The sequence below is a fragment of the Alphaproteobacteria bacterium genome, from assembly GCA_030739735.1.
Classification (GTDB): domain Bacteria; phylum Pseudomonadota; class Alphaproteobacteria; order UBA7887; family UBA7887; genus UBA7887.
The window spans coordinates 17,709-32,030 of the sequence record JASLYQ010000027.1; the positions used below are offsets into that span (position 1 = coordinate 17,709).

The 14,322-nt window shown below is 61.6% G+C and carries 14 protein-coding genes; 11 read left to right on the forward strand and 3 right to left on the reverse strand.

Features of this window, described 5'->3' with window-relative positions; all coding sequences use genetic code 11:
* Nucleotides 1-688: 688 nt before the first annotated feature.
* The 8 genes from paaX to QF629_11970 all read left to right on the forward strand — a co-directional run bounded on the left by paaX (nt 689) and on the right by QF629_11970 (nt 7,903).
* Nucleotides 689-1,660 (forward strand): phenylacetic acid degradation operon negative regulatory protein PaaX, encoded by a 972-nt coding sequence (paaX, locus tag QF629_11935; protein ID MDP6014233.1) that lies wholly within the window; start codon nt 689-691, stop codon nt 1,658-1,660.
* A complete protein-coding gene (locus QF629_11940; protein ID MDP6014234.1) occupies nt 1,657-2,988 on the forward strand; it encodes an FAD-dependent oxidoreductase in 1,332 nt (443 codons plus the stop codon). Before paaX ends, QF629_11940 begins: the two co-directional genes overlap by 4 nt.
* A 212-nt stretch (nt 2,989-3,200) precedes the next feature.
* Nucleotides 3,201-3,608 carry a hypothetical protein gene (locus QF629_11945; GenBank protein ID MDP6014235.1) on the forward strand — a complete coding sequence of 136 codons (408 nt, stop codon included), beginning with the start codon at nt 3,201-3,203 and terminating at the stop codon, nt 3,606-3,608.
* A gap of 9 nt (nt 3,609-3,617) precedes the next feature.
* A complete protein-coding gene (locus QF629_11950; GenBank protein ID MDP6014236.1) occupies nt 3,618-3,791 on the forward strand; it encodes a hypothetical protein in 174 nt (57 codons plus the stop codon).
* Nucleotides 3,792-3,912: 121 nt separating this feature from the next.
* Complete coding sequence (locus QF629_11955; GenBank protein MDP6014237.1) at nt 3,913-4,251, forward strand: P-II family nitrogen regulator; 339 nt, start codon at nt 3,913-3,915, stop codon at nt 4,249-4,251.
* An 88-nt stretch (nt 4,252-4,339) separates the two neighbouring features.
* Nucleotides 4,340-5,644: an ammonium transporter gene (locus QF629_11960; protein ID MDP6014238.1), complete on the forward strand. Its 1,305-nt coding sequence runs from the start codon at nt 4,340-4,342 to the stop codon at nt 5,642-5,644.
* A 26-nt stretch (nt 5,645-5,670) separates the two neighbouring features.
* Nucleotides 5,671-6,720 (forward strand): zinc-binding dehydrogenase, encoded by a 1,050-nt coding sequence (locus tag QF629_11965; GenBank protein ID MDP6014239.1) that lies wholly within the window; start codon nt 5,671-5,673, stop codon nt 6,718-6,720.
* A 4-nt stretch (nt 6,721-6,724) separates the two neighbouring features.
* Entirely contained in the window at nt 6,725-7,903 is a 1,179-nt protein-coding gene (locus QF629_11970) for a YeeE/YedE family protein (protein ID MDP6014240.1), read from the forward strand.
* A 48-nt stretch (nt 7,904-7,951) separates the two neighbouring features.
* Here the strand turns inward: QF629_11970 and QF629_11975 are convergent, their stop codons facing one another.
* The 3 genes from QF629_11975 to QF629_11985 form a co-directional block, all read right to left on the reverse strand.
* Nucleotides 7,952-8,632, reverse strand: coding sequence for a transposase (locus tag QF629_11975; protein MDP6014241.1), 681 nt, complete (start codon nt 8,630-8,632; stop codon nt 7,952-7,954).
* Nucleotides 8,633-8,725: 93 nt separating this feature from the next.
* On the reverse strand, nt 8,726-10,567 hold the full coding sequence (locus QF629_11980; protein ID MDP6014242.1) for an ABC transporter ATP-binding protein/permease: 1,842 nt from the start codon (nt 10,565-10,567) through the stop codon (nt 8,726-8,728).
* A complete protein-coding gene (locus QF629_11985; GenBank protein MDP6014243.1) occupies nt 10,564-11,823 on the reverse strand; it encodes a LysM peptidoglycan-binding domain-containing protein in 1,260 nt (419 codons plus the stop codon). The genes QF629_11980 and QF629_11985 overlap by 4 nt, the downstream gene beginning before the upstream one ends.
* An 85-nt stretch (nt 11,824-11,908) precedes the next feature.
* Here QF629_11985 and QF629_11990 point away from each other — a divergent pair, with 85 nt between their 5' ends.
* From QF629_11990 to QF629_12000, 3 genes are all read left to right on the forward strand, one after another.
* A complete protein-coding gene (locus tag QF629_11990; GenBank protein MDP6014244.1) occupies nt 11,909-12,493 on the forward strand; it encodes a TIGR00730 family Rossman fold protein in 585 nt (194 codons plus the stop codon).
* Between the two features lie 80 nt (nt 12,494-12,573).
* Entirely contained in the window at nt 12,574-13,788 is a 1,215-nt protein-coding gene (locus QF629_11995) for an NADP-dependent isocitrate dehydrogenase (protein ID MDP6014245.1), read from the forward strand.
* A 117-nt stretch (nt 13,789-13,905) separates the two neighbouring features.
* A partial coding sequence (locus tag QF629_12000) for a dienelactone hydrolase family protein (protein MDP6014246.1) occupies nt 13,906-14,322 on the forward strand: 417 nt, incomplete at its 3' end.

A 14,322-nucleotide genomic window follows, 5' to 3' on the forward strand; every position in this document is an offset into this window, starting at 1 on the left:
GTTTTAGGTCGACTAGACCGAGGTGGTCCTTAAGAAGTTTCACGTACTCCGCTTGCAGCTTTACTCTTAATAGATGTTGAACACCGCCGATTTGTTGCTGCCGTTCGAGAGGTGGTCGTTGAAGCTGAGACCCATGCGCATAAACTTTGGCACTCTCGTCTGCATGCTGGCGCGCGCCGCTTCTCCGCTGAACTCAATGCAGCGCTTGGGCGCCCAGACGCCGAAGACCAGGTGTCCTATCTCCTCTTTGTGTAAGCCGACATTGACCTTGGTCCGGTTGGGGTTGTCTGGATGCGAGCCCAGTTCTTGGAGGCGGGCATCGACATCGATACAGGGACAGGCAAGCAGGTTTCATGCACTGTAGGCGCGGCCGAAATTCTCCATCACCTTCTTTGACAGTCGTAAAACCTCCTCGGGCTGTGGTGCGAAGCACATGTTCTTGGCCGCTGGCTGGCCGCCGGTATATTCTGGAAGGTCATCAGGTTGATCAGCGCTGTTCGATAGCAGTCTGGCAGGGTATCGCTGGCACCATAGGTCCACATGCCTCACCCTCTTTAAAAAGAGGCTATATGATACGTTTTTAGTAATAAGTTAAAAAAATGTATCATAATGACTTGCGTTGGTGTCGTGGCCGTTATCGAGATGACCCGTGCCGCCTGTCGTGCTATGCAGATTTACCGAGAACCTCATGCACATCTCCATCGCCGCCATGCCCAAGAGCTCCATAGAACAAGAGGCTCGCGATCTACCCAATCTGATCGCCCCCAAGGCGACGTCGCTTATCGTCACGGTGTTCGGGGATTCACTCGCTCCCCATGGCGGGCATGTCTGGCTTGGCAGCCTGATCGAACTCATGGCACCGCTCGGGCTTAGCGAACGCTTGGTTCGTACAGCTACTAATCGTCTGACCAATTCGGGCTGGCTGGAGCGTCTTACCAAGGGTCGGCGCAGCTATTTTGGTCTCAGCGAGACCGGGCGCATGCGATTCGAGCAAGCGACCCGTCGCATTTATGCGGAGACTCTGCCCGAGTGGGACGGCATCTGGCACCTGGTGGTGGTGGCCGGCACGGGCATGGCGCCCTCGCAGCGCGAATCCCTGCGCCGCGAGCTGTCCTGGCAAGGCTTTGGCACAATCGCGCCCGGCGTCTATGCTCACCCTGCGCCGGATCATGCGGCGTTGATCCAGGCGCTGGCCGCGGTCGGCATTGCCGAGGATGCACTAATTCTCGAATCGCGCACCGCCGGTCTGATCGGTGAAGATCAGCCGTTGCAGGCGCTGGTGGCGCGTGGCTGGGACCTCGATCGTTTAGCGATGGCCTATAATCAATTCGTCGATCGCTTCCGCACGGTCCGTGGGCTGCTTGGCGCACGTCCGCGGACGCGGCCCGAAGTCGCCTTCGTGATCCGCTCGATCCTGATACACGACTACCGACGCGTCATGTTGCACGACCCTATGCTGCCCGAGGCGTTGCTGCCCAAAGCTTGGCCCGGGTCAGAAGCGCGCGAGCTGTGCGGCGATATCTACCGATGCATCTGGTTCCCGGTCGAAGAGCACGTGACCCAGCGGCTCGAGACCTTCGAAGGGCGGTTGCTGTCGCCTACCTTGCGCGGGCGCTTTGGCGGTCTGCCCGATACCGAACTTGACGGAGATGCCGCATGAGCGAGCCTGTGCCCCTGTCCGTGGTCATCGTCGGCGCCGGACCGGCTGGCCTCTATGCCGCGGATGCTCTGTTGCGTAAGCCGCAGCCCTGCCGCATCGACATTCTGGACAAGTTGCCGACGCCCTATGGTTTGGTGCGGGCGGGTGTTGCGCCCGACCATCAAAGTGCCAAGAACGTGATCAATGTTTTTGACCGCATTCTGCAGAAGCTAGATGTGCGCCTGCTCGGCAATGTAGGTTTTGGCAATGACGTCACCTACGACGAGTTGAAGTCGCTTTATGACGTAGTGATACTGGCCATCGGCGCACAGGTGCCAAGGCGTCTTCACATTCTCGGCGAGAGCCTGTTCGGCGCGGTCGAATCGACCACCTTTGTGGACTGGTACAACGCCGTGCCCGGCTCGCTCGACCTGTCGCGGGAGGTCGATGCCAAGGCGGCGGTGGTGATCGGCGTCGGCAACGTGGCGCTGGACATCGCGCGCCTGCTGGCCAAGACCGCGGACGAGATGGCGACGACTGATATTGATCTGGCTGCAGCAGCGGCGATCGTTGCGGCGCCGCTCAGGGACATCTACGTGATTGGTCGACGCGGGCCGATGCAGGCGGCCTTCACGGCGCCCGAACTCAAGGAACTTGGTCAACTCGAAGAGGCCATGCCGGTGGTGCCCGCGGAATGCTTGGCGCTGAGTGACGACGGTGTGGCGGACAATGATCGTAGGAAGCGTGAGAAGAACCGGGAAATTCTGCGCAGCTACGCGGATGCGGATGTTGCTGCCGACCCACGCCCGGTCAAGGTCCATTTGATGTTCTGCGCCTCGCCTGTGGAGATTCTCGGTGAGGATCGGGTGACAGGGGTGCGGCTTGAACGCACGCGGCTCGAAGGCGGCCGTGCGGTGCCGACGGGGGAGACGTTCGAGATCGAGGCGCAGCTTTTCGTCTCGGCTATTGGCTACCGTGCTGTGGGCGGTGAGGGCGGTCCGCCGATAGACGAGGCGCGTGGCATCGTGCGCAACCAGGGTGGTCGCATCGAGGCCGGTGCCTATGTGGTTGGCTGGGCCCGGCGCGGGCCCACGGGCGTCATCGGCACCAACCGCAACGACGCCCGCGAGGTCGTCGATCTAATCCTCGCCGACGGTGTCGTGGCCGGCGAAAATTCTGGCTCCGAGGCGCTTAACGCGCTCCTCGCCGTGCGCGATGTCGCGGTCACCACCTACGAAGACTGGGAACGTATCGACGCCGCTGAAATCGCTGCCGGCGAAGGCCAGCGCCCCCGTACCAAGTTCACCGAGATCGACGCCATGCTAGCGGTGGCCAGAAAATACGACTGAAGCGGATTAGTTTGCTCAGCTCCCGTTGGCCTTCGCCCTTTTGCGCAACAACTTTCCCGGCAATGCTGGCATCGCCAAGGGCGGTGTGGCTGCACGCCCCAGCGCTCGGGGGCGGTTTCAAGAGAGAGGTTTGCCTCGCGCGGTTCGAGCACCGAGGCAAGAGGCAGCAGGTTACGCGCCGTCGTCGCGGCACAGTATACTTCAAGGGAGACATGTTCACGCTGGATTCAGAGCCACCACCAGACGTTGCCACCGTCCTCGAGAGCGCTTCGCCCCTTGAGGTCTCGGGGTATCGCATCTTCGAGATGCCCTGTGAAGCCTGGTTCGGGCGCAAGGTCGACAACAACGCGAAACTACTGAATCGCCAGTTTTTCGCCTATCTCAACCGCGATTCTGTGCCACCCTGGGTGCGTTCCTTGTGCCGCGACTTGGCCCGGCGTGGGCGTGCGCCCGGTTTTGACCCAGCTCGCTACGGTATAGTGCGCGCGCCGCCGACGCGCACCATGATCTATCTCGGCATCCGTTACACCATATGGACGGCGCTCACGGTATCGGTCATCATCGGCCTCGCCCACTTCGCCGCCATCCCCGCCGGATGTACCTTCCCACCCTGTTATTGAACACGAAACATGCCCGATGGCCTTGATCTTATCTTCCTCGTTGCCACCGGTGTCGTCGCGCTGCATGCTCTGACCTGGCGCGATAAACAGGGGCGGTCCGACTGGGTGCGCCTGCTGTTCGGCTGTATTGCCCTGGTCTTCTTCCTGCGAGTGCTGCTGATCGACATCATCGGGCTCGTCTGATTGGCAAGCGGACAAGGCATGGGGCAAGGCTGGAGCATTTTCTCACTTTGCCTTAAGATATGTGTGTATCGTGCTGCGCGGCCCGCGCGGCGCAGCGTGGCCGGAGACGGGGAGCGGTGTCATGAAGAAAATCGAGGCGATCATCAAGCCCTTCAAGCTCGATGCGGTGAAGCAGGCGCTGCACGAGGAAGGCATAGAAGGCATGACCATTTCGGACGCCAAGGGATTTGGGCGTCAGAAAGGGCATACGGAACTCTATCGCGGTGCCGAATACGTCATCGACTTCGTGCCCAAGCTCAAGGTTGAGGTCGTCGTCGACGACGACAGGGTCGAGCGTCTGATCGAGGTGATCAAGGGCGCAGTACACACGGGCAAGATCGGTGACGGCAAGATCTTTATCACCAACATCGACCAGGCGCTGCGCATACGCACGGACGAGACCGGCTCGCAAGCGCTGTAGGCCCAAGGCAAAGAGGCAAGGGACCGGGGATAGCGGCGGTGCGCCGGGCGGCCAGCGCATCATGGGATTACAGAGAGAGGACGTTGAGATGCCCTTACGGAAACTGTTTGGCGGCACGGCCGCCCTGACCATGGCCTTGTTGCCGGCGACGGCGTTGGCACAGGATGCGTCGGTCATTGATAGCGGCGATACGGCCTGGATCCTCACTGCAACAGCGCTGGTTCTGTTCATGACCATGCCGGGTTTGGCGCTGTTCTATGGCGGACTGGTGCGTTCGCGCAACGTGCTGTCGGTCTTAATGCAATGCTTCACGATCTGTTGCGTGGCCTCTGTACTCTGGCTGCTCTTCGTCTACAGCCTGGCCTTCAGCGACGGCGGCGGGCTGAACGCGGTGATCGGCGGGCTCGACAAGGCCTTCCTCTCCGGTGTCGGCCTGGAGACGGCATCTGGAACGATCCCCGAAACCCTCTTCTTTATGTTCCAGATGACCTTCGCCATCATCACCCCGGCGCTGATCGTCGGTGCATATGTGGAGCGCATCAAGTTCGGCGCGGTGGTGCTGTTCTCAGGCCTCTGGCTGATCGTGGTCTATGCCCCCGTAGCCCACTGGGTTTGGGGTGGCGGCTGGCTCGCCGACATGGGCGTGGCCGACTTTGCCGGCGGCCTGGTGGTGCATATGACCTGCGGCGTCTCGGCCCTGGTGCTGGCTGCCGTCCTCGGTAGTCGCTCGGGCTTTCCGCGCGAGGTGCAGCCGCCTCATAACCCCGGCCTGGTAATGATGGGCGCGGCTATGCTCTGGGTCGGCTGGTTCGGTTTCAACGCGGGCAGCGCGCTCGCGGCCGGCACCAGTGCCAGCATGGCGATGACGGTGACGCACATCTCCGCTGCCACCGCAGCGCTGACTTGGACGGTGATCGAGTGGATGCGTTTCGGCAAACCGACCTTAGTCGGTATCGCCACCGGCGCCATCGCTGGCCTGGCTACGATCACGCCTGCGTCGGGCTTCGTTGGGCCCTTCGGTGGCTTCGTGCTGGGACTCGTCTCGGGTGCGCTCTGCTTCGCCGCGGTCGGCTTCATCAAGACCAAGTTCAAGATCGACGACGCCCTCGACGTTATGGCGGTGCATGGCGTGGGCGGTGCCACTGGCACCTTCCTACTAGCCTTCCTCTGTCTGCCTGAGCTGGGCGGTCTCGGCCTGCCGAGCGCTGACTCGGCCGGCAGCATGGCTCGCATTCAACTAACCGGCATCGTCGCAACACTTCTCTGGTCGGGGGTCGCCACCTTCGTCCTGGTCAAGATCACGCAAGCTCTGGTCGGCCTGCGCGTCGATGCGGATACTGAGACCGAGGGCCTTGACCTCATGGCCCACGGTGAGCGGGGTTACGACCTCTAGAGAACCGGCAAGACGAAGAGCGCATTATGCGCGGCGTGGTGTTTCTCGGCGATCGCGAGCTCGAGCTGCAGGAATTTGCCGATCCGACGCCGGGCCCCGGCGAGGTGGTGGTGGAGATCAAGGCCTCCGGCATGTGTGGCAGTGATCTCAAGTTTTACCGCGCCGCCAAGGACGGCGGTATCGCGGCGCTTGGTCTGGGCGGTGATGGCTCACCAGTCATCGCTGGACACGAGCCCTGCGGTATCGTGGCTGCTGCTGGCCCCGGGGTCGACGAACCCGAGGCTGTGATCGGCAGTCGCGTCATGGTGCACCACTATGCCGGCTGCGGGTATTGCAGGCACTGCCGCGTCGGCTGGTCGCAGCTCTGTGGCGAGGGTATCACGGTCTATGGAGTGACCGGCCATGGCGGCCACGCGCCTTACATCAAGGTTCCCGCGCGCACACTGGTTGCGCTGCCCGAGGCGCTCTCCTTCGAGACGGGCGCGACGATCTCTTGCGGCACTGGCACGGCTTGGGGCGCGTTGCGCCGGCTCGATTTATGCGGGCCGGACACTATCGCTATCTTCGGCCAGGGTCCTGTTGGGGCGAGTGCGACCCAGCTCGCCGTCGCTATGGGTGCGCGGGTGATCGCGCTCGACGTCTCAGCGGAGCGGCGCGCGCTGGCCGGCGAGTTTGGCGCCGACGTGGTCATTGACCCGGCTGTGGACGACCCGGTGGACGCGTTGCGCGAGCATACGGGCGGGCGTGGCGTCGACCTTTCGCTGGACTGCTCGGGCGTTGCAGAGGCGCGTCGTGCCGCGGTACGCGCGGTGCGCACCTGGGGCAAGGCCGCCTTTGTCGGTGAGGGCGGTGATGTGACGCTGGACGTCAGCCCGGACATGCTGCGCCGCCAGGTCACCATCATCGCCTCTTGGACATTCAGCCGCCACGGCCAAGCCGAATGCGCCGCCTTCGTGGCCAGCCGCGGCATCGATGTCGACAAACTTTTTAGCCACCGCTGGCAGCTCGACCAGGCGGTCGAAGCCTATCGGCTCTTCGACACCCAGACGACCGGCAAGGGTGTTTTTCTAAGTTAAGCATATGACAGGGAGAAATGCCGAGAGCCGTGCCGGCGTCCAGTGGTGGGCATTGGCAATGGCTTTGGTGGTGGCGCTGGCGCTTGCCTCGGGCGTCATCGAGTACGGCAGACCAAAACTAGGCCTCTTCACCATCGGCATCGTGCTCGGCGCCACGCTCTATCATGCTGCTTTTGGGTTTACCGATGCCTGGCGGCGGGCCATGGTCTCCCGCGATCTGTCAGGCGTCACGGCGCAGCTACTCATGCTTGCCGTGGCCATCGTGCTGTTCGCGCCCGGCCTTGAGCAGGGCGATATTTTCGGGCGCAAGGTCTCCGGCGCCGTGGCGCCGGTCGGCCTGTCAATGGTCTTTGGCGCTTTTCTGTTCGGCATCGGCATGCAGCTTGGTAACGGTTGCGCCTCGGGAACGCTTTTCGCGGCGGGCGGCGGCAGCGTTCGTATGGTGCTGGTGCTGGTCTTCTTCTGCGCCGGCGCTTTTTGGGGCAGTCTTGATTTGCACTGGTGGCACGAACTTCCTGGCATCGGCAGTGTTTCTCTGGGTGAGGGCCTGGGCTGGAAGCTGGCGGTGAGCCTGGAACTGGTTGCCCTATTGGCGATATGGCTAGCCCTGCGCGTCTTCGTCAACCGTGCCGGGCGGCCCTTGTGGCCGGCCGGTGGCATGCCGCGCACGACCTGGCTGCGCGGCCCCTGGCCGCTTCTGTTGGCAGCGCTACTGCTGGCGGGGCTCAACTGGCTGACCCTGGCGACCGCAGGTCATGCCTGGTCGATCACCTGGGGCTTCTCTCTCTGGGCGGCCAAAGTCGCGGCGGCGCTAGGTTGGGATCCTGCAAGCAGTACATTCTGGGATTCCGGCTTCCAAGCGCGCGCTCTCGGTGGCTCGCTGCTGCGCGACAACGTCTCAGTGATGAATTTCGGGCTCCTGCTCGGCGCCTTTGCAGCGGCGTCTTTGGCCGGCGCCATGCGGCCCAGCCCGGGCATCGCCCTGCGCCCACTGCTTGCCGCGGTGATTGGTGGTCTGGCTATGGGCTACGGCGCGCGTCTCGCCTATGGCTGCAATATCGGTGCATTGTTCTCCGGCATCGCCTCGGGCAGCCTGCACGGCTGGGTCTGGCTGCTAGCCGCGATCCCCGGTAATGCCATTGGCGTCTGGCTGCGCCCTATCTTCAGCCTGCAGCGCCAATGAATCGATGACAGTTACCTTTTCCAACTGGAAACAGATAACTGCTATCAGTTAAACGTCGTCGTCTTGTAGGCGTCGCTTGGGCTTGCGGCCGCGTTTGGCGGGGCGCAGGCGCCGACCGCTGGCGGCTTCGAGGCGGTCGAGGAACGGCTCGCTACCGAGCGGCCAGCCGCTGGTCACGTGGCCGCGCAAGCGAGCCATTTCGACCTCGTCGTCATCGTTGTCGAGATAGCTGGTCCAGTCCGGCACGAGGTTGAGCAACGGCGCCACCTCGACCAAGGCATCGTCGCGGCCTTCGAGGTGAGCGCGTGCGCTCGACCAGCGCCAGCCCTCCGGTTGCCGCACCAGACCGGCGCGAACCGGATTGCGCTCGACATAGCGTGCCGCCGATGCCAAATGGCTCTCGTCCATGGCGAAGGAAAGGAAGCGCTCCTGCCAAAGATGTCCACGCCACCCTTTGCGGCGGTTGATCCGCAGGCCATAGGCGCGGTGCACGGGCGCCAGGGTGCTGCGCAGGCTGTCCTCGCTAGGCGGCACCAGAATCAGGTGCACGTGGTTCGGCATCAGGCAATAGCCCCAGACGGCGCAGCCGGTCTCCTGGGTGCGTGCGCCAAGGTGCTCGAGATAGGCGCTGTAGTCGTCGGCATCAAAGAAGACGGTTTGCGTGCGGGCGCCGCGCTGCACCACGTGGTGCGGCAGCCCGGGGACGACCAGTCGAGCTTGGCGTGGCATGCTACGGAACACCTTGTGTTGGCTAGTATGCGCAGCTTAGCATAATTTGGTGACAGTCACCAATTCGAGTGAGAAATAGAAAACGTTCTCCGGTTAATTGCTCTCTTCCAGCTCGAGCAGCCGCTCGGCCATGCGTGCGGTTTCCTGTTGGCGGGCCCACATCTCGGCGTAGAGGCCGCCGGCGGAGAGCAGGTCCGGGTGGCGGCCGCGCTCGACGATGTGGCCCTTGTCGAGCACCAGGATCTCGTCGGCATCGACGACGGTCGAGAGTCGGTGGGCGACCATAAGCGTCGTATGCCCCCGGCTGACCTCGCGTAGGTTCGTCTGGATTTCCTTCTCGGTCGCTGTATCGAGCGCTGAGGTTGCCTCGTCGAAGACGAGGATACGCGGCGCCTTGAGCAGCATGCGGGCGATGGCGACGCGCTGCTTCTCGCCGCCCGAGAGTTTAAGTCCGCGCTCGCCAACCAGCGACTCATAGCCGTCTGACAGCTCTGCGATAAAACGGTCGATATGCGCTAGGCGTGCGACCTCGGCCACCTCGGTCTCCGAGCAGTCCGGGCGCGCATAGGCGATGTTGTAGAGAATACTGTCGTTAAACAGCACCGTGTCCTGGGGAACGATGCCGATGGCGGCGCGCAGGGAGGCTTGGCTGACATGCGCGATGTCCTGGCCATCTATGGTGATGCGCCCGGCATTCACCTCGTAGAAGCGAAAGAGCAGCCGGGAGATGGTTGACTTGCCCCCACCGCTTGGCCCGACGATGGCGAGCGTGTTGCCGGGCATGACCGTGAACGAGATGTCGTGCAGGATAGCCCGCTCGCTGTCATAGGCAAAATCGACGCCCTCGAAGGCAACCGCGCCGTCGCGGACCGTAAGTGCCGGGGCATCCGGCGCGTCAGTGATCTCGGGGCGCTTGCCGAGCAGCTGGAACATGCGCTCCATGTCGATCAGCGATTGGCGAATCTGGCGGTAGACGAAGCCGAGTAAGCCGAGTGGCTGATAGAGTTGCAGCATAAAGGCGTTGATGGCGACCAACTCGCCGATGCGCATCTCGCCGACTGCTACGGAATTTCCGGCGATTAGCAAGACAACAGTCATGCCGCATGCCGTGACCACACCCTGGCCTATATTGAGTAATGAAAGGGATACTTTGGTGCGTACCGCTGCATTCTGATAGGCGTGCAGGGAGTTATTGTAACGGCAAGCCTCATGGTCTTCGTTGCTAAAATATTTTACTGTTTCATAATTGAGCAAACTATCAATGGCCTTAGTATTAGCGAGTTCATCATTATCGTTCATGCTTCGAATAAACTTGGTGCGCCACTCGGTAACAAAGAAGGTGAAGCCAATATAGGCGATAACGGACACCGCCGTGATCAGGGCATAGACGGCGTCATAGTTCCAGAGCATGACGCCGACCACGAGGCCGATCTCGAGCAGCGTTGGCAACACGTTGAAGAGCATGAAGGTGAGCAGAAACTCGATACCCTTGGTGCCGCGCTCGATGACACGGCTAAGTCCGCCCGTGCGTCGGTCGAGATGAAAGCGGAGTGACAGCCCATGCAGCTTGCGGAAGGTCTTCAGCGCCACTTCGCGGATCGCCTGTTGCGCGACTTTGGCAAAGACTGCATCGCGCAATTCGCCGAAAGAGACTGACAATAGACGTGCCAGGCCAAATGCGACAATCAGTGCAATAGGCACTGTCACTACGCTCATGCCTTCTCCCTCGAGCCCGTTAACGATGCGGCCGAGTAGTAGCGGAACCTGGATGACAGCGATCTTGGCGCCGATCAGGAATAACATGGCGATGACCACGCGTACCTTGAGATCGAGCCGACCGGCAGGCCAGAGATAGGGCAGAAGGGTGGCGATGATGTGAAGGTCGTTACGCTTCGGCGCCACGGCGTCCGATGGCGCGGGCGCGGCCGGCCTCATTCGTCGTCGGGTGGGGTCGGCACTAGAAAAATCTGGCCAGGATAGATTAGGCTCGGCTCGTTGATCTGGTCGCGATTGGCCTGGTAAATGATGGTGTGCTGGACACCGCGGCCATAGATGCGTCGGGCGATTCGCCAAAGGCTATTGCCCGGCTGCACGACCACTAGTCCTTCGGCGATGTTGGTTTCTGTCACATCGGCCATGGTAAACGGCGTCTGGATGCGCGAGACGATGACCCCGCCGTCGTTAAGCTGATCGACGCGCAGGGTATACAAGCCGTGTTTGACGGTCTCCTCGGGTACGATAGTCCAATCGCCAGCGCTAGTAGCGTGGGTGCTGCCGACGTCCTGCTTGTCAAGGTAGGCAGCGATCTTGTTTTTCGGCAGGGCGCGACCGCTGATGGCGAAATTTCCGACTTCGTCATAGGTGACGCTGTCTAGGCTGAGGCCATGGGCGCCCTCGATGCCGTACCCGAGCTCGCCGTTCTGCATTAGGCGCGCGATGCCGGTATTGCCGCGCGGCAGGGATACGGCGACGGGGTCATGGTCGATGTCGCTCGGCGCGACTTTAGCGGTTCCGGGTACGTGCACCATGACGCTTTCCGACAGCACATCAGTGCCCGCCTCGCCGCGTGCGGCGAGGCTGAGCTCGCGGCTACCCGACGGCAAGGGCGTGTCCGTGATAACCACCCATTCGCCGCGGGCGTTGGCTAGTGCGTTGCCGACCACGTCATCGCCGTCCATCACAGAGACGGATGCGCCTGGCTCGGCCCGGCCTTCGAAAACGCTGTGGCCGTCTGCGGCGATGAGCACAGTGCCGAAGCTCGGCGCTGTTAAGTCGAGCGCCCGCGGTCGTACTTCTGCTGGCGGCAGTGCGGCAGCAGCATTCGGTTCCACCGCCACCTCCGGCTCTTGGGGCTCGGGCTCTACCGTGCCCTCGGGCTTGGCAGCAGTCTCGGAATCTGCCGAATCGGTTTCGCCTTCGCTATTGGCATTTGTTGAGGCTATATTGGCGTTGCGGCCCGCAGGCTCGTCGGTTGTTTCACGCGGCTCTCTTACTGGCGGTGTTGGCTCAGATTCGGCTTCGGCAGGGGGTACCACCTGGACATCCGCATCCGACTCGGGTGCGATCGCGGCGATTCGCACTGGGGCAGTGGTGTCGCCCGGCGCGCCAACCTGCTCGAGAATGGTATAGACGATGACCGCGCCTCCCGTGAGCACGGCTGTAGCAATGATAATCAACAACGGACGTTGCACAGGCAGGCTCCCTGCTGCTGCATTGACGGCACCTGAGAGACTAATATGGTGCACACCTTACTGCAATCTTAACCGGAAAGCCCAAGTGTCTCAGATTCAATCGCTTTGTGTGTTTTGCGGATCGCAGGTCGGCGAGGGGCCGACAGCGGCGGTGCTCGCCGCGGCGCTAGGGCAGGCCTGTGCCGTGCGCGGCATCGAGCTGATACAAGGCGGTGGCGCCATCGGCCTGATGGGTGTGGTGGCGGATGCCGCCAAGGCGGCTGGCGGGCGGGTAACGGGAATAATTCCTGATTTTCTTGAGCGGCCCGAGATTGCCCATCAGGGTCTTGACGAACTCGTGATCGTCAACAGCATGCATGCGCGTAAGCAACGCATGTTCGCCTATGCCGATGCCTTTGCTGTCTTGCCGGGTGGTATCGGCACGCTCGACGAAATGGTCGAGATCGTGACCTGGAAGCAACTGCGTCAGCACGATAAGCCGGTGTTACTGGTCGATCCAGAAAACTACTGGGCGCCCTTTCAGACGCTCATCGCGCACATTGTCGCCCATGGCTTTGCCCCTGCCGATACAGCTGCGTTGTACCAGGTTGTGGACAGCGTAGATGCGCTATTCGCGGCGCTTTCTGAGACGCGCATGGCGCATCTGGTGGGCGATCCGGAGCGTTTATAGGTCTCAACTCTGGGCAAGGTCCGATGGCCTTGATATGGTCCGCGTCGCCCCCTGAAACATACTCTCCGGAGATCCCCCGTATGGCTAAGATCAAGGTCGCGAATCCGATTGTTGAGCTTGATGGCGATGAGATGACGCGCATCATCTGGCATTTCATTAAAGACAAACTGATTCTTCCTTACCTGGACCTTGAGCTGAAATATTTTGATCTCAGCATTGAGGCACGGGACGCGACCGACGATCAGATCACCGTGGATGCGGCCGAAGCGATTAAAGTTCATGGTGTCGGTGTCAAATGTGCCACTATTACGCCCGACGAGGAGCGGGTTGAGGAGTTCGAGCTCAACCGTATGTACCGCTCGCCCAACGGCACTATCCGTAACATTCTCGGCGGTACCGTGTTTCGCCAGCCGATCATCTGCAAGAATGTGCCGCGCCTAGTGCCGGGTTGGACCCAGCCGATTGTCATAGGTCGTCACGCTTTTGGTGATCAGTATCGTGCTACTGATTTTGTTGTACCAGGCAAGGGAAAACTGACCATGCGTTTCGAGCCGGAGGATGGTGGCAAAGCGCAGGATTTCACCATCTTCGACTTTCCTGGCGGCGGCATCGCGATGGGCATGTACAATCTTGACGACTCGATCCGCGGCTTTGCTCGCGCCTGCCTTAATTACGGTCTCGACCTCGGATGGCCGGTCTATATGTCGACTAAGAATACCATCCTTAAGGCCTATGACGGGCGTTTCAAGGACCTCTTCCAGGAGGTCTACGACAACGAGTTCACCGACAAGTTCGCCGCCGCCGGTCTGACCTACGAGCACCGTCTGATCGACGACATGGTGGCCTGCGCACTGAAGTGGGAGGGCGGTTTCGTCTGGGCCTGCAAGAACTACGACGGCGATGTGCAGTCGGACACCGTGGCCCAGGGCTTTGGCTCGTTGGGGCTGATGACCTCGGTGCTGCTCACCCCCGACGGCAAGACCGTCGAGGCCGAGGCGGCGCACGGTACCGTCACACGCCATTATCGCCAGCATCAGCAGGGCAAGGAAACTTCGACCAATCCCATCGCTTCGATTTTTGCTTGGACGCGGGGACTCAGCTATCGCGGGCGCTTCGACGACACGCCGTCCGTCGTGTATTTTGCCGAGACACTGGAACGCGTCTGCGTTGACACGGTCGAGTCCGGAAAGATGACCAAAGATCTCGCCATCCTCATTGGTCCGGACCAGGGTTGGCTGACTACTAACGGCTTCCTCGACGCGCTGGATACCAATCTTCAAGCCGCTATGGGCTGAAAATGATCTAGGGCGCCCAGGGTGTAGACTTTCTACGGTACCAAGCTCCGAAAATGGCGGAATTTTCGCACGTGTTCACCCATAGTGAGTGACGGCTATATCGCGGGAGGAAGCTCTGTGTTGCGCGTCTTGATCGTTTGCATTAGCGGTCTACTGTGTTTAGCGGGCGCGCATGCCGCCGAAAGAATCAACTACCGCTCCGGTGGTCTCACCTTGGCCGGATATCTGTGCCTACCGGTGGGGCCGGGCCCGTTTGCTGCCGTGGTCTACAATCATGGCGGCGTCGGTGATCGCGTCGGTGGCGCCCCGCGGGAGACCTGCGAGGTCCTGGCTACGGCCGGCTATATAGGCTTCTCGCCGATCCGGCGCGCCACCCGGTCGCTCGACGGTCATGGCGACGATATCCGTGCCGCCCTGGCTCGTCTGCAACAGGTGGCGAGCGTTGATGTGAGCCGCATTGCCATGATCGGCTTCTCCCGCGGTGCTCTTCTCACTTACCAGGCGGCCATCGAGACACCATCGCTGAAAGCCGCT

Excerpts from the sequence above, each read along its gene's own strand:
- QF629_11995 (MDP6014245.1), top strand. The coding sequence starts at position 12,574 with ATGGCTAAGATCAAGGTCGCGAATCCGATTGTTGAGCTTGATGGCGAT.
- QF629_11960 (MDP6014238.1), top strand. The coding sequence starts at position 4,340 with ATGCCCTTACGGAAACTGTTTGGCGGCACGGCCGCCCTGACCATGGCC.
- QF629_11950 (MDP6014236.1), top strand. The coding sequence starts at position 3,618 with ATGCCCGATGGCCTTGATCTTATCTTCCTCGTTGCCACCGGTGTCGTC.
- QF629_11970 (MDP6014240.1), top strand. The coding sequence starts at position 6,725 with ATGACAGGGAGAAATGCCGAGAGCCGTGCCGGCGTCCAGTGGTGGGCA.
- QF629_11945 (MDP6014235.1), top strand. The coding sequence starts at position 3,201 with ATGTTCACGCTGGATTCAGAGCCACCACCAGACGTTGCCACCGTCCTC.
- QF629_11965 (MDP6014239.1), top strand. The coding sequence starts at position 5,671 with ATGCGCGGCGTGGTGTTTCTCGGCGATCGCGAGCTCGAGCTGCAGGAA.
- QF629_11940 (MDP6014234.1), top strand. The coding sequence starts at position 1,657 with ATGAGCGAGCCTGTGCCCCTGTCCGTGGTCATCGTCGGCGCCGGACCG.
- QF629_11980 (MDP6014242.1), bottom strand. The coding sequence starts at position 10,567 with ATGAGGCCGGCCGCGCCCGCGCCATCGGACGCCGTGGCGCCGAAGCGT.
- QF629_11955 (MDP6014237.1), top strand. The coding sequence starts at position 3,913 with ATGAAGAAAATCGAGGCGATCATCAAGCCCTTCAAGCTCGATGCGGTG.
- QF629_11975 (MDP6014241.1), bottom strand. The coding sequence starts at position 8,632 with ATGCCACGCCAAGCTCGACTGGTCGTCCCCGGGCTGCCGCACCACGTG.
- paaX (MDP6014233.1), top strand. The coding sequence starts at position 689 with ATGCACATCTCCATCGCCGCCATGCCCAAGAGCTCCATAGAACAAGAG.